The 24,740-nt window shown below is 56.2% G+C and carries 17 protein-coding genes and 2 pseudogenes; 11 read left to right on the plus strand and 8 right to left on the minus strand.

The window, feature by feature from the left end:
• The first annotated feature begins 278 nt into the window (after positions 1–278).
• The 5 genes and pseudogenes from ACP7EE_RS25485 to ACP7EE_RS25505 all read left to right on the plus strand — a co-directional run bounded on the left by ACP7EE_RS25485 (position 279) and on the right by ACP7EE_RS25505 (position 9,304).
• The gene (locus ACP7EE_RS25485) at positions 279–6,758 is read left to right on the plus strand and encodes an NACHT domain-containing protein (RefSeq protein WP_426237648.1); all 6,480 of its coding nucleotides are present in this window, start codon (positions 279–281) and stop codon (positions 6,756–6,758) included.
• A 144-nt stretch (positions 6,759–6,902) separates the two neighbouring features.
• Positions 6,903–7,462, plus strand: a pseudogene (locus tag ACP7EE_RS25490) (RHS repeat-associated core domain-containing protein); the annotation flags it as partial.
• Positions 7,459–7,833, plus strand: coding sequence for a hypothetical protein (locus ACP7EE_RS25495; RefSeq protein ID WP_426237650.1), 375 nt, complete (start codon positions 7,459–7,461; stop codon positions 7,831–7,833). The pseudogene ACP7EE_RS25490 and the gene ACP7EE_RS25495, both read left to right, overlap by 4 nt.
• A 437-nt stretch (positions 7,834–8,270) precedes the next feature.
• Positions 8,271–8,534, plus strand: a complete 264-nt coding sequence (locus tag ACP7EE_RS25500) for a hypothetical protein (RefSeq protein WP_426237652.1) — start codon at positions 8,271–8,273, stop codon at positions 8,532–8,534.
• Between the two features lie 230 nt (positions 8,535–8,764).
• The gene (locus tag ACP7EE_RS25505; protein ID WP_426237654.1) at positions 8,765–9,304 is read left to right on the plus strand and encodes a DUF1523 family protein; all 540 of its coding nucleotides are present in this window, start codon (positions 8,765–8,767) and stop codon (positions 9,302–9,304) included.
• Between the two features lie 130 nt (positions 9,305–9,434).
• Here the strand turns inward: ACP7EE_RS25505 and ACP7EE_RS25510 are convergent, their stop codons facing one another.
• Positions 9,435–10,268: a VanW family protein gene (locus ACP7EE_RS25510; RefSeq protein ID WP_426237700.1), complete on the minus strand. Its 834-nt coding sequence runs from the start codon at positions 10,266–10,268 to the stop codon at positions 9,435–9,437.
• 175 nt (positions 10,269–10,443) lie between these two features.
• On the opposite strand from ACP7EE_RS25510, the gene ACP7EE_RS25515 reads away from it, so the two are divergent.
• Entirely contained in the window at positions 10,444–11,268 is an 825-nt protein-coding gene (locus tag ACP7EE_RS25515; protein ID WP_426237656.1) for a glycosyltransferase, read from the plus strand.
• 346 nt (positions 11,269–11,614) lie between these two features.
• On the opposite strand, the gene ACP7EE_RS25520 is transcribed toward ACP7EE_RS25515, so the two are convergent.
• The 7 genes and pseudogenes from ACP7EE_RS25520 to ACP7EE_RS25550 all read right to left on the minus strand — a co-directional run bounded on the left by ACP7EE_RS25520 (position 11,615) and on the right by ACP7EE_RS25550 (position 19,501).
• The gene (locus ACP7EE_RS25520) at positions 11,615–12,199 is read right to left on the minus strand and encodes a hypothetical protein (RefSeq protein ID WP_426237658.1); all 585 of its coding nucleotides are present in this window, start codon (positions 12,197–12,199) and stop codon (positions 11,615–11,617) included.
• Positions 12,200–12,299: 100 nt separating this feature from the next.
• Positions 12,300–13,367, minus strand: coding sequence for a lipocalin-like domain-containing protein (locus ACP7EE_RS25525; RefSeq protein ID WP_426237660.1), 1,068 nt, complete (start codon positions 13,365–13,367; stop codon positions 12,300–12,302).
• On the minus strand, positions 13,357–15,828 hold the full coding sequence (locus tag ACP7EE_RS25530; protein ID WP_426237662.1) for an FtsX-like permease family protein: 2,472 nt from the start codon (positions 15,826–15,828) through the stop codon (positions 13,357–13,359). The genes ACP7EE_RS25525 and ACP7EE_RS25530 overlap by 11 nt, the downstream gene beginning before the upstream one ends.
• Complete coding sequence (locus tag ACP7EE_RS25535; protein WP_426237664.1) at positions 15,825–16,478, minus strand: ABC transporter ATP-binding protein; 654 nt, start codon at positions 16,476–16,478, stop codon at positions 15,825–15,827. Before ACP7EE_RS25535 ends, ACP7EE_RS25530 begins: the two co-directional genes overlap by 4 nt.
• A gap of 289 nt (positions 16,479–16,767) precedes the next feature.
• Positions 16,768–17,010, minus strand: a pseudogene (locus tag ACP7EE_RS25540) (DUF6124 family protein); the annotation flags it as partial.
• 20 nt (positions 17,011–17,030) lie between these two features.
• Entirely contained in the window at positions 17,031–17,411 is a 381-nt protein-coding gene (locus ACP7EE_RS25545; RefSeq protein ID WP_426237666.1) for a DUF6124 family protein, read from the minus strand.
• A 383-nt stretch (positions 17,412–17,794) separates the two neighbouring features.
• Positions 17,795–19,501, minus strand: a complete 1,707-nt coding sequence (locus tag ACP7EE_RS25550; protein ID WP_426237668.1) for a sulfatase-like hydrolase/transferase — start codon at positions 19,499–19,501, stop codon at positions 17,795–17,797.
• Between the two features lie 391 nt (positions 19,502–19,892).
• On the opposite strand from ACP7EE_RS25550, the gene ACP7EE_RS25555 reads away from it, so the two are divergent.
• The 5 genes from ACP7EE_RS25555 to ACP7EE_RS25575 are packed head-to-tail and all read left to right on the plus strand — an operon-like array spanning position 19,893 to position 24,738.
• Positions 19,893–21,245 carry a UDP-glucose dehydrogenase family protein gene (locus tag ACP7EE_RS25555; RefSeq protein ID WP_426237670.1) on the plus strand — a complete coding sequence of 451 codons (1,353 nt, stop codon included), beginning with the start codon at positions 19,893–19,895 and terminating at the stop codon, positions 21,243–21,245.
• Positions 21,242–22,279 carry an NAD-dependent epimerase/dehydratase family protein gene (locus ACP7EE_RS25560; protein ID WP_426237672.1) on the plus strand — a complete coding sequence of 346 codons (1,038 nt, stop codon included), beginning with the start codon at positions 21,242–21,244 and terminating at the stop codon, positions 22,277–22,279. Before ACP7EE_RS25555 ends, ACP7EE_RS25560 begins: the two co-directional genes overlap by 4 nt.
• Before the next feature lie 21 nt (positions 22,280–22,300).
• A complete protein-coding gene (locus tag ACP7EE_RS25565; protein WP_420649538.1) occupies positions 22,301–23,047 on the plus strand; it encodes a sugar transferase in 747 nt (248 codons plus the stop codon).
• Complete coding sequence (locus ACP7EE_RS25570) at positions 23,047–23,694, plus strand: CpsD/CapB family tyrosine-protein kinase (protein ID WP_420649539.1); 648 nt, start codon at positions 23,047–23,049, stop codon at positions 23,692–23,694. Before ACP7EE_RS25565 ends, ACP7EE_RS25570 begins: the two co-directional genes overlap by 1 nt.
• Before the next feature lie 21 nt (positions 23,695–23,715).
• On the plus strand, positions 23,716–24,738 hold the full coding sequence (locus ACP7EE_RS25575) for a polysaccharide biosynthesis/export family protein (protein WP_420649540.1): 1,023 nt from the start codon (positions 23,716–23,718) through the stop codon (positions 24,736–24,738).
• The last annotated feature ends 2 nt before the right edge of the window (positions 24,739–24,740 follow it).

Consider the following 24,740-nt stretch of genomic DNA (forward strand, 5'->3'; position numbering starts at 1 on the left):
ACTGGGTTAACCTCATCGCCCAGCCAACTCGAAATCAGGATGCTGCTTGCGGATCCATGATTCGAATAGTTTCGATTCATTCATTTCATTATTGCTTGCCCATAGCAACTACTCAACGGTCTATTTTCGAGGCTTGAAAGTGTCTACCAAACTCCGGGCGATTCACCCGCTGCGGCAAGATCTTCCCTAACGGCGCCTTCGGATAGGCCGCGTTGGTAGAAAATGTCATGATCGGTACTTAACACCCAGAAAAGCTAGCAGGGAGTGCTTCGATCGCCATGGCTAAAATGCGAGAAAAAATGGACAGCGTCCGTGCATCCCGGGACGGTCATGAATTCCACGAGGCGTGGGTGGCACGTAAATGTCTGGGGTTGGTGCTGCCGAAAGACAAATTCATTGGGGTTGCGATCGAGGGCTTTTCCCCTCTCGATCAAAAAGGGGCAGCGGACGCGGGAAATGAGATTGCCGATGCCGTTTTGTACTATGGAGATGCTGCCTCATTCGAAAATGCGCACCAGATCGTCGTGGTGCAGGTCAAGTACTCGAAAGCGTCGGAAGACAAAGCATTTCGTGCGGCTGACGCAAAGAAAACCATTGATAAATTCGCCAAGACCTATCGATCTCATAAAACCAAATATGGCACTGTTAAAGCGCGAGACAAACTTCGTTTCGAGCTAGTGACTAATCGTCCTATTCTCTCCGAGCTGGACGACGCGGTCGCTGGAATTATTGCCGGAACAGCGTTGACGGGCACAGCGAAAGAACAGGCAGAACAAGTCACGGCAGCTTGTAAACTCAAGGGCAAAGATTTGGTGGAGTTTGTCAGCCGGCTGCATTTTACGGGGATTCGCGGAGATTTGCGGGAAAGCAAGCATCGTTTGGCACTGATCCTAGCGGACTGGGCCGCTGCGCGTGATCCTCAGGCAAGAGTACGGCTCAACTCCATCAGGGAGCTGGCTCGTGATAAAGCGAATCTTGCCAATCAACGGCGAAACGTTATATCACGTGCTGACATTCTGACAGCCTTAGAACTGCAAGATGAACGCGATCTCCTGCCATGCCCCGCAAGTTTCCCAGATGTTGGCGACGTTTTAGAACGCTGCCAACTGTCCGAGGCCGTCGCGAAGATCCCGCAACTTACCGTCCCTCTGCTCATCCATGCGGATGGCGGTATCGGTAAAACGGTCTTCATGAACTCCATTGCGGGCCGGCTTGCAACAACCCATGAAATTGTTCTCTTCGATTGTTTTGGTATGGGGCAGTACCGCACACCCGGCGATGCTCGGCATCTCCCGCGAAAAGGCATGGTTCATATCGTAAATGAATTGGCTTGCCGAGGCTTTTGTGACCCTCTACTACCGAGCACGGATAACAGCGATGACCTAATTCGGGTGTTTCGCCTGCGAATGAATCAAGCCGCAGAGACGATTCGACGTTTCCGGGATGATCGACAACTCATCCTGTTGTTGGATGCGATTGACAACGCCGGCGAACAAGCCAGAGATCGCGGTGAGTCATCTTTCCCTGCGCTTCTGCTCTCCAGCTTAACTGACGGTGGTTCGATTCCTGGCGTTCAGTTGGTGGTGAGCTCACGCACCCATCGACGGGCCGTTGCGACTGGCGACGCTATATGTGAACAGTTTGAGTTACAGCCATTCACGATCGATGAGACCGGCGCGTTCTTGCGAACCCGGCTGGACAAGTACAGCGAAGATAATATTCAAGTTGCTCAGTCTCGATCGCGAGGTAACGCTCGCGTACTTGAGCACTTGGTCGCGGATGGTCTCGAAGTTCTGGCGACATCCGAACGAGACAACGTCGTCCAGTTAGATGAGCTGTTGCACAAACGCATTGAGTCCGCGCTAAAACAAGCGCGCAAGCAGGGCTATCGTGACCCTGATATCAATATGTTTTTGACCGGCTTGGCGTCTCTGCCGCCACCGGTTCCCGTGCGGGAATTTGCTGAGGCGAGCGGACTGGCGGAGGGAGCCATCGCTAGTTTTGCAGCTGACCTGTCCCCACTGTTAGAACATACCAAACATGGACTAATGTTCCGGGATGAGCCCACAGAGACTCTCATCCGAGACCAGCACTGTGCAGACAAGGAGACCTTACGCAGTCTTGCAAATAACCTTCTCGGCATGCAGGCCACGTCGATCTATGCCGCGACCACATTGCCCGACCTGTTGCAGCAACTGGAAGACGGCGAACGTTTGTTCGACCTCGCTTTTGATGAGCGAACCCCGATCGCCATCAAAAGCGCTGTGAGTCGCCAGGCCATTCGACACGCGCGCTTGCGAGCTGCAGTAGCCTACGCGGCGGAGAGGGATGAAGCGAACCGCTTAGTTCCACTTCTAGTGGAGTTGTCGACGCTTGCCGCAGTGGATCAACGTGGTACGGATTACATTCTCGACAATCCTGATCTCACGATCTTTTCAGGGGATGTTGACCCAATTCGGCGTCTTTTTGAGTTGCGTACTCATTGGCCAGGTACCCGTCACGCGCGGTTGACGATCGCTTATGGTCTTGGCGGTGATTTGGCAGATGCTTATCACCACGCGCATCGGGTTAGAGAGTGGAGGAACCACTGGCTTGAACAAGACCGAAAAAATCAGCTACAGCACGACAGAGCGGATCCTACCGTCTTGGACATGGCTGCTTTGCCTTTTGGCTATCTGGTCAACGGGGAGAGTGAGCGTGCGGCACGCGATCTCACGGTATGGATGGATTGGTATGCCTTTGAGGTAGCCGAAACGCTAGTTCCCTTGTTACGGCTAGGCGCTGAAATGGGCAGCCTCAAGCACTGCGTTCTAGACGCTTTCTTGAAATCGGACCTATTGGGCCCAGGAGCGCTGACAGCTCTGATTCCGTTTGTTGAGGAGAATCAATCCCTTCAACAAGTCCTGATCAGCAGGCTCGCACAAGCTTGCGAAAAAGCCGGACAGGTGCGGTTGGGGGAAAAAGATTATAGCTACAAACAACCGCGAATCATCCGTGGCTTGTTACGAGCGGCATCAATAGCCCAGATGCAAGGAATGAAAATAGATGCACGCCGGATTCTAGCTGCCACACCGATACCTCCTCCTTCGCTATACCTGTACATGAACGAATATTGGTCTGGAGAGGTTTATGCATTTCTGGCAAAGCAGGCACTGCTCTGCATCGCAGATGAAACTGAGCTTCTTGAGCGACATCTGCTCCCTCAGGAACTGGCGGATCTAATCTTACACATGCCTACCCCCCTTCAAGGGGCGGAGCTCGTGGCAGTTTTGAAGGCTGAGCTCGAGAAGCATGCTAAGGAGTCACTCGCCAAGGACAATCAAGAGATGGGTATCTCTGCCGACACGAAAAATGCTGCCGTTCGGTTCTTGGCGCACCATCTGGGTCACTGGTTAACGATTTCCCGTGCATTTACCGCCTGCTTTGGTAACACGCTTGAAAGTGAGCGTTGCTTGACTCCACTAATCAAACTTTGGCCAGAGCTGCTTCGCTGCCAAGATTACCAATCCGGAGGTACTAACGCGCAACGCCAACGACTTCTAGTGGCCGATCGGCTTCTGACGCTAGTGTTTGAAGCCGCGCCTGCGCTAGAGCACGTTCAGGTCGTCAATTACTTAGAGGCAGTAAAGGCCCGCGACGTTATCGATATTTCGCATCTGATCAGCATCGTGGGTGTGCTGGCCACCCGTCCCGGGCTTCACGTTTTGGCGGGGACAACAGCCAACACCGCCAAACTGGCCATCGAACGAGAAGATGAGGTCAAGCAGCGAGCGACGTTATTCGCTGACTTAGCGCGAGCAGTATCTCCAGCCAGCCAGCAGGAGGCGGTTGTTTATTTTCATCGCGGCCTGGAACAGATGGATGCCGTCGGCTCTGGCGACTATCAGTTCGTGAATGAGTTGATGCAGTTTGCAGGCTCCCTGAATGGGGAGGAGCTATCCGATGAGGACAGCCATACGCTTTCCAACATATGTGAATTAAATTTAGGGGAGGAGGAAAACAAGTTCGATTGGGGCCTGTATGGCATGGCGATGGCTAATGTTTCGGGCGTGAAAGGGTTAGCCAAGCTTGGGCGGTGGGAAGATCGCGGTAGGGTCACGCTTGATTACACACTCCTTCCTTATATCCGGGCGTTGATCCACTTGGGGAAAATCGATCCGGCAGCGGCACTGGCAATCCTTCGCATAGCTAATCCGGCAGAACTCTATGTGTGCGGTACTGAGCAATTGATTGACTCGTTTGAGCGTCGACAGTTAGGGGGGCAGAAGGAGCTTACGGAAGAGTTGATCAAACAGTACCAGCAAAACAATCCTCACGGATTCGGCGCGGCGGTACCACGCGCCTTGGCTGGATTGGCGAAGTCTACGTTCGGTGAGATGTCCCGCGAGCATGAGTACCTGACTTCACTGGCTGAGCGGATTGAAGTGTCCACTCGTGAATATAACGACTTGAACAACTGGAAAGGCTCACCCCAACCCGTCGATGTCGAACAACGTCATCAAGAGCAGGTTGCTGCCGAAACGCTGCTTGCGTCACTTGTTCTCGAGACAGACCCGGTGGACGAGCTTTCCCTCGCAGACGCGCTGAGAAAACTACATGAGCTAAATGGTTGGGGATGGGGTACGCAGCGAGACTTTTTCGAGCAAATTGGAGCGAAGATTCCCTATGGTATGTGGTCGCAATACGTCATTGTGATTGCTCGCCATGAACAACTGAAGCTCCATGAGAAGCTTCGCATTCTCAGCGACTGCAAAAGCGCTTGGTCGCAAGCATCCAATGCTCTTGTAAACGCGCTACACGACTGCGCTGAAATCATTATCCGGCAGTGTGCGGATGAATTTATTTCATATGGTCGTCTGAGCATCTCTGATATCGATGAGCTTTCGGCGATTTCAGGTATGAATCGTCCGATACTAATCCTAGCTTTGATCAAGGAGTTTTCCCGACCCAGTTTCGATGTTCCGGCATCCATTTGGTTAAGCCTGGCAACAAACGTCAATCCGTCGGCTACAGAAGGTGTCGGTCAAGCGGCCATGCATCGATTATTGAACGCAGGAGCAGCCAAATTAGCGTCATCGGTAGTGGACGGTCCCTGGCAATCCGCTCTCTACTCGTCAGGAGATCAAGCTGATGCGGCCGCTTGCCTAATCTGGTTCGCGCTTGGTGCGCCTCAGGCTGAAAGACGGTGGATGGCCGCGCACAGCCTCAGGGTTGCGGTAAGGCTCGGTCGTACAGATATTCTGGACAAGGTTGTGATGAAGTTTGATGCAACCGATGCGGCGTGTTTTCAAGCCGCGGAATTACCGTTCTTTCATCTTCATGCGAAGCTCTGGCTCATGATTGCGCTGGCGCGAATTGCCTTGGATGAGCCTGCAGCGATAAGTAAACACCGAGCCCTCATTGAGCGAACTGCCCTGGATGCAAAAAACCCTCATGTGCTTTTTAAACACTTCTCGGCGCAAGCACTGCTCACATGCAGCCGCACTGGCAGCCTCGCACTTGAGCACTCGAAATTAACCGAGCTTGAACATGTCAATCACTCCCCCTATCCAGTGACTAAGTCGAGCAAGCATCTCGGCAACTCGTTTTATAAAGCTAGGCCTGAGGGCGCGTCGAAGCCCCTCAAGTCACTGCATCTCGATTATGACTTTGGCAAGTACGATGTAACACAGCTAGGTGGGATGTTTGGCAAGGCGCATTGGTACGCGGAAGACGCAATAAATCAATGGGTGAGAAAACATGATTCTGAAATCACTCATATGTCGGATCAGGGTGGGCGCACTGTGTACCGCCGTAGAGGCCATCACACATTCTCCACCGACCATCATACTTATGGTGAGCAGTTGTGTTGGCATGCCTTGCATGCGGTAGCCGGAGAGTTTCTTTCCCAGCTCCCGGTGGTTCAGGGGCCCTATGACGAGCAAGATCCTTGGGAGGATTGGTTGAATCGACGAGTGTTGACTCGTAAGGATGGGCTCTGGTTGGCCGACGCCACGGACAGCCGACCTTTAGCCACTCGCATCAATCTACGGGAAGCAAACGAGGGCACTGTGGGCCTAACTGGAACATCAAGCACACTGCAATCGCTGCTGGGCATCGGTAGCGCAATGGGTGAATGGCTAGTGGTTGATGGCGAGTGGAAATCTATCGATGGCATCAACGTTCACATCCGGTCTGCAATGGTCCCTGCCGAGGAAAGCGCGCTTGTCGCATACGAACTTGCCGGTGAGGATCCCTTCCAAGCCTACATCCCTCGGCTAGTTGAGTATGAGGATGCGGATCCTGAGGCTGAGCAATCGCATCTCCCCTTCAGGCCCTGGATCGTCGATTCTGATTGCGATGAGGGAATAGATGCATCCGATACACTAGGAGTAGTGCAGGCGGCTTCGCGGTTGAAACTTGCCAGAAACGTAAATGCTTTCGCTCAAATCGCCATGGCAGATTCCCTTGGACATCGATGGGTAGACCCGTCAGGTGCTGTCGTGGTGCACTCCGATATCTGGAATCAAGCAGCCGACCGTTACGAAGAACACCGGTCCAGTGGCACCCAGCTGAGTTGCCGGTCAGATTTAATCCTAAAATATCTGACTGCAAACAACGCACATTTGCTCATCTTGATAGTACTTCGTAAGTTTGAGCCCGGATTTGGTGATCGATCCTCTAGATCCAGATACACCATGGCTGTGATAGAAGTGACGGAATCACTGGGAGTTACTTACCACCCAGGACGGTCGAATAAATTGGACGAAGAGGATTGACTCTCCTCACTGAGGCCAAGAGCTCATATAACCGTCTGTATTTTTTTATAGACCGTAAAGGGGACGACCGTAAAGGGGACAGATTTATTTTCCAATTGAAAAATAAATCTGTCCCGAATGGCAGAAAAATAAATCTGTCCCGAATGGCACAATGCGGGGGTTGGACGGTTTCTGACGCCGGATCCGATCAAGCTTGCGGGTGGGTTGAACAGCTACCAATACGTGCCTAATCCTACGGGGTGGGTGGATCCGTTGGGGTTGAGTGCTAATTTGGCTTACTGCCCCAAAGTTAAATCGATTGACCCCAACGAAATAAGGTTTTCTCAAACATCTGTTTCGTACAACAAAATTGACAGAGCGGGGACTAACTATACATATGATGAGTTGGTTTCAAGCATGAGAAAAAACGGCTGGCAAGGAGATCCTATTGACGTGGTGCGGATGCCTGATGGTCACCTTGCGAGCATGGGTAACACCCGTGCACGAACTGCCCGGGAGGCTGGCATTAAAGTAGAAGCTGAGGAGCGCGGTTATAATGACCCTGTCTCGGAGCCTGAACAGCAGCGTTTCGCCGTAAAAGGCAGAAACCAGATACATGGGGAGAGGCTATCGAATTGAGCGTCGGCAAACAGTCTCCGAAACGATTCGGACAAGAGACTCCATATGGCTCGCATGAACTGCCTAAACTGAGTGAAAAAGAATGAATTTTCATTTAAACATTGTAGATCGAGAAGAATTTTCTTATCCAAACAGCTTCATACAAACAATCAGCTCTAACCCGGAGATTGATATAGAGCCGTGGTGGTTCATTTTTTTTGGAGAGGGAGATGTTAACTACTGGCATCACACTCTAAAGAAACTTTACCCAAAGAGAGACTTGATACCGTTTGCCAGATTCAATGCAAATGATGACATTGCTTGCTTTGATGGCAATGATACATCCGGCGACCCAAAGGTAGTCATAATTCATGCTTACGCTTCTGATGGCTGGGAGCTTCATGGATCTTATGAAAATTTCTATGCATGGTTGGATGCAGCAATAGATACACATAATTCTTGGGAGGAGGATGAGTAACAGAAAGGAAAGGGGACAGAGAAGCCGCATGTTGACCGATGAACAAGCTCGAAACTCACTGAAAACACTAATAGCAGCTCACCTTAAAACTAACCCCTCAGAGGCTGATCAACTATTAAACATAATCGACGACCCATCTCGCCAAGTCCCTATCAGAGCCTTCCTGGAGTCCATCCGACAAAATCCGCACCTGGCCTTCACCCTGAACGAACTGAGCTTGATCGACGAACTTTTATACCTGTACGGCTAGATCATGCTGAAGCAATATGAAAAGCACTTCTGACACCGCGCTAGACCAGAACCAGCCCCTGAATTTTTCAAGGGAAGCAGAGTTTACTTCGCCAAAGGCTGCAACCTGGTCCATTATTTGCCTGTAAGCCTGCTGGCAAGGAATGTGGTGTATTGAATAAGCCACAAACACGATTACGGTCAACTCCATGAAATTCAACGACATCCTTGTGAACACGATCGAGCGTTTCACCCTCGGCATAGAAGAGACGACGGGGACGTCTTACGTCTGCATTCCGGTGAGCAATCGCATGGCCGATTACGAGGAGTATTACGCAATAAGCGAAGAGGAATTCGAGCTCTTCCTCAAAGATTCCGGCGCAGCACTGCAATTTGTCACCCGTTGCAGGAACAGGCTTGTAGATGAACACCTGATGTTCAAGCCCGGAACAGATCGTGGCGTGGCAACTTAATTCATCCTGCCGCAGGCGTCCGGCCGTTCGCCCCCGCCCTCCACCACGGCTTCAGCGATTTCATACTTCACCACCACCCGATTCCGATAAAGCCTCCCCTTTTTTGGCCGAAGGGGAAATCGTTTCAACAAATGTCCCCGCCCCCATATCAGGCCTTTTCAGAACCAAACACCTACACTCGCTCCGCAGAATTGCGGCAGAATTGCGTCCATTACAATCGGAGTGTGCACATGAAGTGGTTAAAAGGATTGGTTCTCGGGGCACTCGTTCTGGCGCTGAGTGCCTCTGCGCTTGGGCTTTATTACGTGCTACCTCAACACGAGGTAGTGCTGATCACCGGCGTCGAAGTCAAACGCGTCGATGACGACGGGGTCATCAATGCCGAGAACCCTGCGGACGGCCCGACCCGGGATGTCTACTTTATCAATACCGAGGACCCGGACACGAAGAAGGTCGTGGTGTATCGCAATGAAGATACCGGCTGGAGCTTCCCTTGGTACTTTAAATTTGACTCGGCCGACATCCAGGCCAAGGCCCAGGGCTATTCGCGTGATACGGCGCAACTGGCGCTCATCCGCTACTACGGTTGGCGGATTCAGATCCTGTCGGTCTTCCCCAATATCACGCACATCGAACCGACGACCCACCGTGACCAACCGTTCCCGTGGTTCAACACCATTTTCTTCAGTGTGACCGCACTGTTCGTGGTGGTTATCGCCTTTGTCGTACGGCGCCGCCTTAAACGCCGTGGCCAAGTTGCGGTGAACTGATCACTTTGGGCTGGCCGCGCCAAATAACCGGTCGGCTATCTGCCGACCTCGGTCCGGTCCTTCAACAGCATCGGACATTAGCTTAGCGCTTTGGATGAATACCATGGAACGCTCGCGCTCCCAGTGGTATTCATCCCCCACTGCCCAGCTTGTCCTCGATCAAAGCTTCAGCGATTTCATATTTCACCACCACCCGATTCCGATAAAGCCGTTCACGCTTCACCAACTCGCCAATCTGCCCTTTCTCCCGCACCTCCCGCCAAATCTCATTCTCCCGAAACACCCGCCCGCCATCCCGAACGAACCGATGCGCTTCTTGAAACACGTGATAGCGGAATTCCCGTGCCTGATCACACAACAACTCCCCCTCCAGCTGCGTCTGCGCGACATTCAACTTCAGCTGAAAACTGCGATCCGTCGGGTTGTGCAGCACCAGATCAACGTAGTTGTAGAAAATCGCCGCACCGGAGCCAAACGGCAGCACCCGACCTTCATCCGGAAACGGGTCGAAACTGTGGTTGGAGCGCTCGATCACCACTAGAGGTGAATGAATGGCCATCCAGTGGATGAGGTTGCTCAGTTGGCAAATGCCGCCGCCGACACCGGTACGCGCTTCGCCGAAGGACAGCTCCATGCCTTCGACATAGCCGCGTTTGCGGGTCGGGCGGCCGACCAGGCGGCAGAAGGAGAAGTGTTCGCCGGGGGCGATGATTACGCCGTCGATGGCGGCGACCGCCAGTCTTAGGTTAATGACTTTGTTGTGTTGCAACGCCAGGTCGGAGTCGCCGAGTTTGCGGATCAGTTTTGAGGTGTGTTTCAGGTAGCGAAACGGCAAGCGCTCGGCCAACGCAATAGGCATCGCATAGCGTTTACGCGAGTAGCGCCAGGCGATCTGCCGGAACAGTCTTTTTTGCCACACGCGCATCCAGTACAGGGCCGGGTGGTAAAGGGAAAGTGGTTTCATCCGTGACGCAACGGCGGCTGCCGTTTTCTTCCTTGAGCTGAGCAATGGCGGCGGATTTTAGCGTGAATCTGCCGGGGCTGCGCATGGCTTCGCGGTGAAAATTAAGTTTGAGCTAAGGTTGCCTCAATACAATCCGCGGCAGAACAAGCCCATAAGCTGCGGATGAGTCATACCTATGAGAACGTTTGATTTACCAACCAGACAGCAGTCGAATTTCAGTCTCGTCTTGGTGAATTACAAAACGGCGGATCTCACGAAGATGTGCCTGGAGCTTTTGCACCAACACGTCACGCAGCATCAAATTCCGGTGTGGGTCGTAGACAACGACTCCGCTGACGAGAGTCTGGATTACTTGCGTTCGCTCGACTGGATCAATCTGATCGAACGTCCTTCGCCGGGGAAGGAACATGGCCATATCGCTCATGGTAAAGCGCTCGATCTGGCATTGGAAAAAGTTGAAACCGACTATTTGTTTTTGCTGCACACCGATACCTTTGTCTACGACAAAGACATCTTTGCACTGATGATGCGCGAATGCATGAAGGCGCCGGACATGGCGGCTGTCGGTTGTGTAGAGCAACTTGATCGCGGCATCTTAAGAGATACATGGCGTTTAAGTTCGCGCTTTGTCAAACACTACTATCGTCGGGCGAGAACGAGCATGGGCTTGCCCTCAAAAGAACCAAAGCCTTATCGAGAAACTCATCTCAAGAGCTTCTGCACCTTGTGGAATTGCCGTTTGATGAAGTCGCGCGGTTTGCATTTCTCCATGGATGACCGAGTGCCCGGTTATACCCTGCAAGACCGTATGCTTAGCCAAGGCTACGGAATCAAGTTCCTCTCTCACCGCAAGATTTTTCGCTATCTCGACCATATTCAGGCAGGCACGGTCGCCGCGGCGGGCACCTACGGCAAAAATCACCGCCGCACCAAGATGTATCAGGAGACGCTCAAGCGCCTCCAGCTGGAACGCGGCATGGGCCAGACGAGCCATAACTGAGTTGCGGATAAATAACAGCGGACAATAAAAAAGGGCGACTTAATAGTCGCCCTTTTTTTGTCTGAATTTTTTGCCTCTGCTCCGAGGAGGTGTTCGCCCAGTGTAATGGCCTGGCAATCCATGCACCGGTAAAGAGCCCTGACACTGGGCGAACGGGAGGGATTTTAATGGAAGTTGGCAGATATGTCGTCATTCCCGAACATGAAATTTGTGTACTAAAACGTTAACAGCAATGTGTGACCGATATTTACCGACAAACTTCAAGAAAATATCCAGCTCGAACATTTCATATGATTGTTCTCATACAACTACCTGTACAAGAACAATCATTCTGTAGAGCTTGTACTCAACTTTCGTGTTGACTGGTCACTTTCAAGATATCGGTGTAAGTCACTACCACGCTCTGCCCGACTTTCAGGTCTTTGAGCTTGGCTTGAACCTCAGGCCTCACGACGTCGAGGGTTTTCGATTGGCCGGATGGGTTTTCCAGCGTGACCTGATGTTTGTTCAGATCAATTTTGGTGATTTTCAGTTGCACCTGGACTTGGCGGAATGCCTCGCCGCCCGGGTTGCTGCTGCCCGGCGCGTTGCGCAACTCACCGGTACGTTCGGTAGAGCCAGGCAGACCTTTATCCACGTCGGTGTCCAAATAAGCAGCGACAGCACGGGTAACTTCGACCTTCACCTGATCGCCAACCCTGAGATTGGCAAGGTTTTTCGCCTTGTCGCTAAGCTGGACGTGCACCTGGCGGCCTTCAGCGCCTTCAAGGACAACCTGATGATTGGCCGGGTCAACCGCCAGCACTTTGGTGGTGACCTGGTCAGCCTCGACCGTGGCGGACAATGGAATATCGGCAGCCACTGCCGACAGGCTGGCAGCGGACAGAACAGTAGCGAGGGCGATGGCGTGAGTCAGTGCTTTGAGCTTCATAAGCGGTACATTCCCTGTGATGGATGGCAGCGCACGGCGCAGAATCGGTTCCAGCGCAATGCGTGCCAAGGAGCATAGACGCTCCGAAAAATGCTGCCCCTTAGTAGCCGGTCATCTCCAGATAGCCGCGCCCGCCATGACTGCCACTCAAGCGCACCGGCCCTTCCCAATAGGGAATGCGCAAATCCATCCAGGCCTGAGGGTTGAGTGCATCAAGAGTGATGTCCAACCGTTTCGAAGGGATAGCGATCGTCCAACGCACCGGCATCGAACGCCCGGAAACCGTCACAGTGTCCTGCGCAGTAAGCTTGATCTGCCCGGCATGCAGGGTCTCGGCCCGGCCATCTGCGGCAATCCATGTACCGGTAAGATACGGCGCTCCCTCCTTCTGCCGCATGCGATAAAGCATCACATGCTCGCCACTGTCGAGATGCAGGGAGAACCAGTCCCAACCCGTCTGATTGGCCGTCAACGGCTGACTGCTCCATTCGCGATCAAGCCAGGCCGGGCCGCTGACGCTGTAGCTTTTGCCGTCGATTACCAAGGTGCCGCTGGCCTGAAAAAACGGCTGACTGTAGTAGTACGAAGCCTGGCCCTGTTCGGATTTCTGACTGAAGCCCTTGTCGCCTTGCAACACTAGCGGCCGGCTCGAGGTCAGGCGCAGTTGATAGCTGAAGTTTTTGTCACGGGCGCTGAGCTGCAAGTCAGTCAGCGAATCGCTGGCCTGACTGACAAACCGCCAATCGTCGATCCACGCATCGAACGGCGTCAGTTGCACACCAGCCTGCCCGACGCCGCCTCGCGCATAACGCTCGGCAGCGTGATGCGCAGTTGCCGAAGTCACCGCCGCATGCCCGAGCCAGATGGTCTGATTCGCCCAGCCCGGTTGCCCGGCACTCGCGTTCAACGCGCTGCGGAACAACGTCCATTGCACGCCGAATTCGTTGCCCTGCTGATCCTTCAGATTGGCGGTGACGTACCACCATTCAATGCGAAATCCATCATGCGCACCGTGATCCGCCGGGAAGCTGAACACCCGCCCCGGTACCACTGGCGTGAAGGCCTGCGCCTGATCGCCCATCCCGGCGAAGCCTTTTTGCTCGGGTGCGGGTTTATCGCAGCCGCTCAAAAACAGCGCAAGCAACAGCAGTACGACGTTAATCCTCATGAGCAAACGTCCTCAACAGATCCGCCGGTTGCGTGCGGTACAGCGAATAAAGCGGCCACGCCGACGCCAGCAATGTCGCCAACAGCGCCAGCCCCATCAGTTGCAACAGTTGCCACGGGAACACCCGCAGCGGCAGGCGCCAGCCAAACGCCTGCACATTGATCACCGCGTCCAGACACCACGCCAACGCAATCCCCAACGGCAATGCCAACACCAACGTCAGCACCGCCAGCAACCAGGTCTGGCCGAGGTTGAGCAGCATCAATTGTCGACGCGTGACGCCCAGCGCCCACAGCGGCGCGAGCTGGCCGAGGCGACTTTGACTTTGCGTCAGCAAGCTGATGAACAGCGCCACACCCGCGACCGCGAGCGTCAGGCTGTTGAGCGCGGCGGTCGCGGCGAAGGTGCGATCGAACACTTGCACCGACCAACCCTTGAGCCGCGCCTGATCGACAATGCGACTGTCGTCGAGTTCAAAGCGTGCCTGCACGGCACTCAGCAGCGCGGGAATTTTCGCTGGATCAATGCGCATGTTGAAACGGTTCGGCGTCAACTGTGGCCAGCCGTGCAGCAGATGATTGCTGCTGACCAGCACATGGCCCTTGGGATTGCCGTAGTCGGCGTAGATCCCGACGATGCGCGGCGACCAAGAACCGCCCGGCGTGGGAATCGTCAGGTGATCGCCCGGTGCAACTTTCAGGCGTCGTGCCAGTTGTTCGCTAAGCATCACCGCATCATCGGTGGCCAGCGCCGACCACGGATGCTCGCCATGTGCTTCAAGCAGAGGCCAGTGCTGACGATAGTAAGGATGGTCAATCACGCCGTACACGTCCGCTGGCCAGCCTTGCAACGTCACCGAGACTTGCCAGTTCGGCAGCACCGCGCTCACGCTCGGTTGCTGTTTGAGCCAGCCATACATTTCCCGCGCCTGAGCCGGATTGCTCGGGTTGAGGTACAGCTCGGCACTCAGGCGCTGTTCGAGCCAGTCATTGAAGGTCTGGCGGAAACCGGCGGTCATGCTGCCGGCGCCGATATTCGCCGCCATCGCCAACAGCAGCGCCATCAACGCCAGACTCAGCGCCGGCAATTGCTGACGACAATCGGCGAGGAACCACTGACCCAGCACCGAACGACTGCGCCCGAGCAAGCCGTTCAACACTCCACTGAGCAACACCGGCAACGCCAGCGCCGCACCGAGTAACAGCCCGGCCATCAGCACAAAACCACTGCCGAGGCTGTTGCCCCAAATCAACGCGATCAAGGCAATCGCGGCAAACACGCCAGCCACCCAACCCTGGCGCCGCAACCAGCGCGCATGTTGCTGATGCCACGCCTGCGGATTGGCCACCGCCAGCAGCGGCAGACGCGCCGCGCGCAGCAGACTGTTGGCCCCAGCGAGCAACGCGCCGAGCAAACTCAAACCAATGCCGCTGAACCACCACCACGGACTCAAGTGCAACTGCCCCGCCACTTCCGCGCCATATAAACCGCGCAGGCTGGCGGCGACATCCGGCAGCAACACGCTGGCCAGCCAATAGCCGCTGATCACGCCGAACACACCGCCGATCAATGCCAACGCACCCAGTTCGAAGATCAGACAGGCGATCAGCATCCGCGCACTGACGCCGCAGGCTCTCAGCGTGCGCAGCAATCCGCGGCGTTGTTCCAGCGCCAGACCGATGGCCGCGTGCACGATAAACAGGCCGACGATGAATGAGAGAAATCCCAGCGCATCGAGGTTGAGGTGAAAGCTCTCGGTGAGCCGCGAGAGATTGTTTTCCTCACCGCTGCTTTTGAGTTGCAACAAGCCGTTGAACGCAACCGGGATCTCAGCGTGAAAATCCTTGGGCAATAACAGCCGAGACAATTGATCGGGCTGATCGAGCAAGTGTTGCGCGACACCGATATCGACCAGCAGCACACCCGGCGCCATGTCTTTTTGCGCCAGCAACGGTGGCAAGGTCTGGCCGTTTTCGGTCTGCGGGGTGGCGCCTTCGCGCAGATCCATAGCCTGCAAAGTCTCCGGTGAAATCCACGTACTACCCGGCGGAGTGAAGAATTCGACAATGCGTTCGATAGGCATCGCCTGCCCAGCCACGGCGCTGTCGCCCGGCAGCGAAACCGGTTCGATGCCCATCAATTGCAGGCGCTGGGTTTCGTGATCCTTGAGAATCAAACGGCCCTGCAACACCGGCGACACCGGCCAGCCTTGGCGGCGCAGATCGACAAACCATTGTTGGGAAAAATTCGCGCCGCTCGGCGCACTCAGGCTGGCCTGCGGCTCGCCGCCGATCAACTGGCTGGCGCGGGCATAGCTGTCACGCGCCTGACTGTTCAGCGCCTCGACGCCGGTCAGCAGACTGGTGGCCAGCCACAACCCGGTCAGCACGCTGAAAAACTGCACCGGATGCCGCCGCCAATGGCTGAGCAGCGCGATAAGGGTTTGCCGGAATACCATCACGTCAAACGGCCGCTGGAAAGCACGACGCGCTCGGCCAACCGTGCCGCCACGCGATGACTGTGGGTGACCATCAGCAACGTGGTCGGCGTGTCATCCAGCAGCTCGAGTAACAGGCGCAGCACTTCATCGCTGGTGGCCTCGTCGAGGCTGCCGGTGGGCTCGTCAGCGAGCAGCAATTTCGGTTTCGAGGCCAGCGCCCGGCCGAGTGCAACGCGCTGTTGCTGGCCGCCGGAGAGTTGTTCGGGATAACGCTTGAGCAAATCGGACAGACCGAGACGTTGCACCAGATGCTGTTGCCAACGCGCATCGTGACGCCCGGCAAGGCGCGCCTGAAACGCCAGATTGTCCTCGACCCGCAGGCTGCCAATCAGGTTGTATTGCTGGAACACCAGACCGATTTCGGTACGCCGCCAGTTGGCCAGTTGGCCCTCGTTCATCTGTTCCAGCCGATGCTCGCCGCTGCGGATGCTGCCACTGTCGGCCTGGTCCAGACCGGCGATCAGGTGCAGCAACGTGCTTTTGCCGCTGCCGGACTCGCCCATCAGCGCCAGGCTGCTGCCGGATTTCAGGCTCAGGTCGATGCCTTGCAGCACGGGCAGCGGGCCTTGGGGGGTCGGGTAGGTTTTGCAGAGGTTTTCGACGTGGAGCATGCCGCCACCTGATTGGTCAGTGTGGGGGAAGGATAGCGGATGGTTGGGCTGGAATCTGTGTACGGCTGGAATCTGTGTACGGCTGGAAATCGCTGCCCCCTCACCCCAGCCCTCTCCCCCAAGGGGGCGAGGGGGAAGGGAGCAGATCTTCATGCCTTTCAAACCTGAGTTCGGCTCAATGTTTCAGGTCGATGTATTTCGCCCAAACACCTCGGTCAGTCCCCTCTCCTCTGGGAGAGGGTTAGGGTGAGGGCTTGCCCTGAAGGAACAGTAAGCAGCCCCACCGCAACTACTCCTTCGGCACAACGTTATCCAGCACTCGATTAACCGCCAACTCCCCCAACATCACCACCTGCGCAATCCCAAGCAACGTGTTGCGGTTCGGCCCCTCCAGCAACCCGGCAAAATCCCCGAGCATGACCGTGGCAGAAGCCAACGACTCGCAGGCATTTACCAGCAACGACTCAGTGTCGGCTTGCGGGTTGACCATGAACATTACGCTGGGCGTGTAGGGCGTGGCCATGATTCTGGCAGTGGGCGCTGTCGTGAGCATCAGTTGATACCCCCGGCTTGCGGGATGCGCTGGTTATCCAGCACGCGATTGGCCAGCAGCTCACTGAGCATGATGACCTGCTGCAACACCAGCATCGCTTTGCGCTGTGACGGATCGATCGTACTGGCGATGTCGCGGGCCATGTCCGTGGCGGACGACAGCGTTTCGCATGCTTCGACGAGTAGGGTTTCGTCGTCCACCGTGGGATTGACCAGGAAGATTCGGCCGGGCTTGCGTGAAGGTTTGGATGTCTTGTGGGTGGCAGGATCGAGGTAGTGATTGATCGCTCGCTCGGTTGCCGTTTTCATGTTTTCGGCTTCGAGTTCGGGGTCGTAGGGGATTGGATCGGTGTGCGGTGGGTTGGGCGTGATTTTGAACATAGATGAAGCTCCGTATCGAGAAAATTGGAGCCATCACCCTCGCTACCAAACGAAGGGTGGCGGCCATGCGCGGGTTGGTAGACCGGTCGATACGGGAAACCCGGCGCTCACGAATGAGCCCCACGCATGTCCACCATATAAAACTCAGCCGCAAAAAGAGGCTGCAATAAGGTGACGCTATGCGATCGTACCGAAGCGGGCTACCAAACCCGATCACTGTTTTTCAGTGACCGGGAAACGATATAGCCCGCCTCAAAGCCGCACAAGCCGGCGGATTCTGGCGTACGCGTAGGCAACGGCGCAAGGTGTTGTAGCCTTTATGGAGTAACGGTTCGTGTAAGTTAAACGCACTGGGCGAGTTGTGTTTATTGCTTGCTGCAATGTTAGGGTGAGGGCCGTTCCACCGCCACACTCGCAGGCGCCTGCCCCGGCAATACAATGCTGCCCAAATCAATATGCTTCCACTCAGGCTTCGCCCCCAGCCGCGCGTTAAACCGGTAGTTGAACGTAAACTCATCCGCCGTCGCCACGCTCAGTGGTTTGCCATACACCGCCTCAATTCCCGCCAGGTCGTAGCCCATCAACTGCAACAGCGTCGGGAAGATGTTGTAGTGACTGGAGCGATCCTTATTCGCTGCCAACTGCGCCGACCAGTCCAGCGTCTGCAACTGATCGCCCTGAATCACCACCAGCGGCACCAAACCCTCCTCCTCCACCGGATCGCCACCGCAATGGGTATTCAGCCCGGGATTGCCGCGTTCGTGCAGATCCTGGCCATGATCCGAGGTGTAGATCAGCAACGCGTTATTCAGATTGGCCTGCGCAAATACCCGCGAGAAAAACTCGCCGACGTTCCATAACAGCGTGTTTTTGTAGGCGTTGCGATACAGCACCCAGTCATCCGGTTGACCGTTGAAACCATCGCGCTTGCCGGTGTCGGCGATTTCGACAAACTGCCCGCGCGGCAAGGTCGGACGGTAGGCCATGAATGCGTCGGGGTATTTATCGTGCACCGGAAAATGCGCGCCGACCTTGTTGATCAGCACCAGCTGCGGTTTGCCGTCGTTTAGCAGTTCGATCAACTTGGCAGCGGCGGCCATGTCGCGCTCGCGCACGCTGGTCTGGTCGAATTGCACAAACTCGTCGATGTCCTTTTTCTCGGCATCGTTCATCAGGTTCTGCAGATTGCCGCCGGTGCGCTGGGCATCTATATAGACGGTGTGCAGGCCAGCCTGTTTGGCGTACTGCCATATCGACGGCAGCGTGCTGTTGATGCGCATGTAATCGGCGCGGGTGCCGCCGTAGCGCAGGGTGACGTTGGTGTCGGCGCTGCAATTGGCGATGGACGCCGCGTAGCCGTAGTTGAAGACTGCAACGCCGGGCTGCGGCTGTTTAAGGTTGCTGTGCACACCAAACGGCGCGTTGATATCCAGATAGTTGCCGGAAATGCTCTCGTCGATGATCAGCACGATGTCGTGATCAATCGCCGGCCCGGTGCGCGCCAGCTTCACCGGCTCGCGCGGGCCGACCGTGTTGTGCAGCGCCTCGTAGGTAAATAGGTTCAGATACGCCAGCGGCGTGTACATGATCGGCAGCCCGCGTGCGCCCTCCCCGGCGCGCATGAACAGCACTGCGCTGAGCAGCAAAACCCCGCAGATCGGCGCCGCCACGCGCAAGGCATTCGGCACCGGCATCGAATGCCGTGGTTTGAGGCCGATGCCAAACAACAGCAGCAAGCCGCTGAGCACCCCGTGGATGATCGCGTCGCGATACTGGTAGATCGCTTCCTGGATGAAACCGCCGGAATAGACCAGCGAAACAAAGCTGCTGTAGGTCAGATAGTCGGTAGTGATCCGCGTATAAACATCAAAAAATACTGCAGAGGCGAACATCGCCAATGCGAATAAATGCCGAATGAAAGTCTGACGTATATAGGCCGTTAGTAATAATGCAAAAGTCAGCGCCAAAAACATCGCGCCAAAAAGTAGTAATGCCAGTCCGATCCCCAAGGCGTTTAAACGCTCTAGGTAATATTCGAAATAAAGCAGCAGATAAATAACTAAAAGCAGTTCTTTCAAATATCGAAACATGGCGATTCCATGGCGTGCCCGACGGCGCTTGGTCAATAGTTTGTCGGCCAAAAACTGACACTAGCACCGGGTCATTAAAGCGCAAGAAATGCCGGACTTTTGCTGAAAGCGTCAAAAAAACGTTGACTCAAATCTGACACACACAAGTTGCTAAAAGGCTTGTATTTATTGGTTAGCGACCGTCTATCGTTTAGTTGTAAATGTGAAAAACCCGTCAAAACCGCGGCAAACGCAGATACAGCAAGCACTTGATGGCCAATAGCCCCGGAAACAGGGCGTGTTATACATCTGCAACATGTCATTTTGCTGACACGCTTTTCCAACCCTGCGCTATACCCCTTTTGACAGTTCAATTTTGATCTTCTTCCACCGTCTTACGAGGCACGCCAATATGGACGTGAGCGTATTTGGTACGGGCTATGTTGGCCTGATACAAGCGGCAGCACTTGCCGACGTCGGACATCGCGTGTTGTGCGTCGATATAGACTCGAACAAGATTAAACAACTGCAACAAGCGGTGCCGCCAATTAGCGAGCCAGGTTTATCCAGCACTCTGGAAGAAAACATCAAGGCCGGGCGCTTGTTGTTCAGCACCCAGGCCAGCGATGCGGTGGAGCATGCCGAACTGATTTTCATCGCCGTCGGCACACCCGCCGACGAAGACGGCTCTGCCGACCTCAGCCATGTGCTGAATGTGGCGCGGCAGATCGCAAGCTTCATGGAAGCTGACCGCACGTTGATCATCAAATCCACCGTGCCGGTCGGCACGGCAGATCAGGTGCGCGACGCAGCCGTTGCAGAATTGCAGCGGCGCGGCAAAAGCGCGTTGAACGTGCGCGTGGTGTCCAACCCGGAATTTCTCAAGGAAGGCAGCGCCCTCGCCGACTGCATGCGCCCGGACCGGATCATCGTCGGCACCGACGACGCCGCGGCTCGCGAGCAGATGAGCGAGCTGTACGCGCCGTTCTGCCGCAACCACGAAAAACTCATGTTCATGGACAACCGCAGCGCCGAGCTGACCAAGTACGCGGCCAACGCGATGCTCGCCACGCGCATCAGCTTCATGAACGAACTGGCCAACCTCACCGAACTGCTCGGCGCCGACATCGAAGCGGTGCGCAAAGGCATCGGTTCCGATCCGCGCATCGGCTACCACTTTATCTACCCCGGTTGCGGCTTCGGCGGTTCGTGTTTCCCGAAGGACCTGCGTGCCCTGCTGCACACCGCCGAACACAACGGCATGCCGCTGAAATTGCTGCGCAGCGTCACCGACGTCAATGACAGTCAGCGGCACATCCTGTTCAGCAAACTCAAAGCGCAGTTCCCGCAAGGTCTGGCCGGCAAATCCATTGCGATCTGGGGCCTGGCGTTCAAACCGAACACCGATGACATGCGCGAAGCGCCGAGCCGTTATCTGATGGACGCATTGTGGGCCGAAGGCGCCAGCGTGCAGGCCTATGATCCGGAAGCCATGTCCGAATGCCGACGCATCTACGGCTATCGCAACGATCTGCACCTGTGCGCCACCCGTGATGACACGCTGGAAGATGCCGACGCGCTGGTGATCTGCACCGAGTGGAAAAACTTCCGCGTGGTGGATTTCGAATTGCTCGCCGGCAAGCTGCGCTCCAAGGTCATCGTTGACGGTCGCAACCTGTACAACCCGGAACAAGTAGCCGCCGCCGGCCTGCACTACAGCGGCATCGGCCTGCGCCACATCGCGCCCGAAGGTCTGCGGCCATGAAGATTCTGGTCACCGGTGCTGCCGGTTTCATTGGCGCTCATTGCGTGTTGCGGCTGATCCGCGACGGGCATCAGGTGCTCGGGCTGGATAATTTCAACGGCTACTACGACCCGCAGCTCAAGCACGATCGCGTGAACTGGGTGCGTGGTGAGGTCGGCGATTTCCAGTTGCAAACGGTTGACCTGGCCGACGCTTCGGCCCTCGCCGCACTGTTCGCCAAACAACGTCCACAAGTAGTGATCCACCTCGCGGCGCAGGCCGGGGTGCGTTATTCGCTGGAGAATCCACGGGCGTATCTGGACAGCAATCTCAGCGGTTTCCTCAACGTGCTCGAGTGCTGCCGTCAGCACCCGGTCGAGCATCTGATCTACGCCTCGTCGAGTTCGGTGTACGGCGCCAACCAGAGCACGCCGTACTCGGTGCAGGACGGCGTCAACCACCCACTGTCGCTGTACGCCGCGACCAAAAAAGCCAATGAACTGATGGCGCACAGTTACAGCCATCTGTTCGGCATTCCGTGCACCGGTTTGCGCTTTTTCACCGTGTACGGGCCGTGGGGCCGGCCGGACATGTCGCCGATCCAGTTCGCCAAAGCGATCAGCGAGGGCCAGCCGTTGCAGCTGTTCAATTACGGCGAGCATCAGCGCGATTTCACTTACATCGACGACATCATCGAAAGCATTGCACGGCTGATCGAGCGTGCGCCGCAGGCCAATCCGCAGTGGAACCGCGAACAGCCCGACCCCGCCAGCAGCATGGCGCCGTGGCGCTTGTTCAACATTGGCGGCCAGCACCCGGTCGAGTTGAAAACCTATCTCGCGCTGATCGAAAAACACCTCGGCCAGCAAGCCGTGGTCGAGCTGCTGCCATTGCAGCCGGGCGACGTACTCAACACTTGCGCCGACGCCAGCGACTTGGCCCAGGCCACCGGTTTTCAGCCCCGGATAGAGCTGGACGAAGGACTCGGGCGCTTCATCGCCTGGTTCCGCGATTACTACCCGACTGCCTCTCGCCCACGCGCCGCTCGCGGCTGACCACCAGTGGAGGATTACCCCATGACTGGACATGAACAAGGTTTAGCGATTCAACAGCTGCGCCGTGACAAGCGTCTGGATCCCGAGCAACGCATGCGCCTCGACGCTGCCATTCATCGCCAGGGTCGCGGTTGGTTCACCGGCCGCGACGGTGGTCGGCCATGGCAACTGTCGCGCACCAATCGCGTGGTGGCGTGCCTCGGCGCACTGATGATTCTGCTGCTGATCTCGCCGCTGTTGATTGGCCTCGCGCTGGCGATCAAATTCACCAGCAAAGGCCCGGTGATGTTCGTGCAGAAACGCACCGGCTATCGCGGGCGCAAGTTCGGCATGTACAAGTTCCGCACCATGGTCGCCAACGCCGAAGACTTGAAAGAATCGCTGCGCCACCTGAACAAGCACGGTGCCGACGCCATCGATTTCAAGATCGACCAAGACCCACGAATCACCGGTATCGGCGGCTTCCTGCGCCGTACCAGCCTCGACGAACTGCCCAACCTGATCAATGTGATCAGCGGCGACATGCGTCTGGTCGGCCCGCGTCCGACCTCGTTCAACGCCTATCGCTACAAGGACAGTCACCTCGCACGCCTGAGCATCTACCCCGGCATGACCGGCCTGTGGCAGATCTCGGGGCGCAGCAATATCGACTTCGACCAGCGCGTTGAGTTGGACCTCAGCTACATCGCCGAGCAGAGCCTTTTGCTTGATCTGAAGATTCTGTTGAAAACCCCCTTCAAAGTATTCAGCGGCCACGGAGCAAGCTAATGGACGGTTCAACCAACAAAAGCCTGAGCATCGCCAGCCCCAGCGAATCGAACCTGACCTCGACCGTGCTGGATCTCGATCTGCGGATCCTGTTCCTGACCGCAGCCAACCCCGGCGCCGGCACCACCACCAGCGCCCTCGCGCTCGCTGCGCAACTGGCGCAGATGAGCAGCGGCCAAGTGTTGCTGGTGGATGCGAGCCAGTCGGCGAACAACCTGACCCAGCAACTCAACCTGAGCAAAGAGCGCGGTTTTCGCGATTTGTTGTTCAGCGCCGACAGCCCGCCGCTGTTGCAGGACTGCGTGGTGCAGGTGTCGAGCCTGCCGTTCCACGTGCTGCCCAACGGCCGGCCGATCCGCACCATGGAACACCTGACCGCCGAACGCCTCGGGCCGCTGCTCGATCAGTTGGGCAGCCAGTACCGCTTTGTGGTGATCGACGGCGATGCGGTGTACTCAGCCGCCGACACGCTGGTGCTGAGTACGCAAGTGGACGGCGTGGTGTTTGTGGTGCGCGCCGAAGACACGCGCTGGGAAGTCGCCCAGGCCGCCGTGCAACGGCTGACGCAAGCCGGGGCCAAAGTGGTCGGTAGCGTGTTCAACCGGCGCAAGTACTACATGCCCAAATGGCTCTACAAAAACCTGTAAGCAACCGCGAAGGATGACGCCATGAACGCCAAGATGCTTGTCCTGCTGTTGCTGCCGCTTGCAGGCTGCTCCAGCAATACCGAGACCCGCAATATGCCGGTGAATATCCTCACCGCCACTCCGGCCAACGCGCAGGCCAGCGACATGCCGAAAATCGAGCAGACCCTGCGCCCCAAGGATGTGCTGGATGTGATCTTTCACATCAGCACCAGCGGCTCGGACGCTTATCGCGTGCAGTCGGGTGACCAGATCGGCCTGAATTTCACCGCCGCCAGCCAGCTCAACGGCAATCAACTGGTGCTGCCGGACGGCACCATCGAACTGCCGGGCGCCAACACTTCGGTGAAAATTGCCGGGCTGACCAGCGATGAAGCGCGCCAGGAAATCCAGCGCGTCTATCAACGCAAACAATTGTTCCAGCCCAACCGCAATCAGCTATCGGTGCAAATCCTCAGCCCGTTGAGCAACGAACAGAATCTCAAAAGTGCCCTCAACCACCCCGCCACCGGCATGAGCCGCGAGATCACCGTGGGCACTGACGGCTACGCAAGCTTCCCGGAAATCGGGGCCGTGCCGATGCAGGGCATGACGGTCAATCAACTGGAAGCCTTCCTCAACAGCAAGTACGCGCAATTGCCGGGGCGGATGACCGTCGATGTGCTGCTCAAATCCACTGCTGGCAACGAGATCTACGTATTGGGCGAAGTCGCGCAACCCGGCTCCTACCCGATCCGCCGTCCGGTTTCGGTGCTTGAAGCACTGACCCTCGCCCGCGGCACCAACGTCAAGGCGCGGCTCGATTCGGTGGTGATCATGCGCCGCAATGGCAATCAGGTGCAGGCGATGAATTACGACGTCGAGAAAGCGTTGTCGGGCGAGGCGCCGCAAATCGCCTACCTGCAACCGGACGACATGCTCTACGTGCCAAAAACCAAATTGGCCAGCGCCGGCGAACTCGCCAGACAACTGGCCGACGTGGTGCTGTTTCAGGGCGTGGGGTTCAGCTTCGGCTACCGCGTCGACAACAAAGGCAGTGACAACTGACT

Origin of the sequence: Pseudomonas sp. TWP3-2, from assembly GCF_049897765.1 — a bacterium.
Taxonomy (GTDB): domain Bacteria; phylum Pseudomonadota; class Gammaproteobacteria; order Pseudomonadales; family Pseudomonadaceae; genus Aquipseudomonas.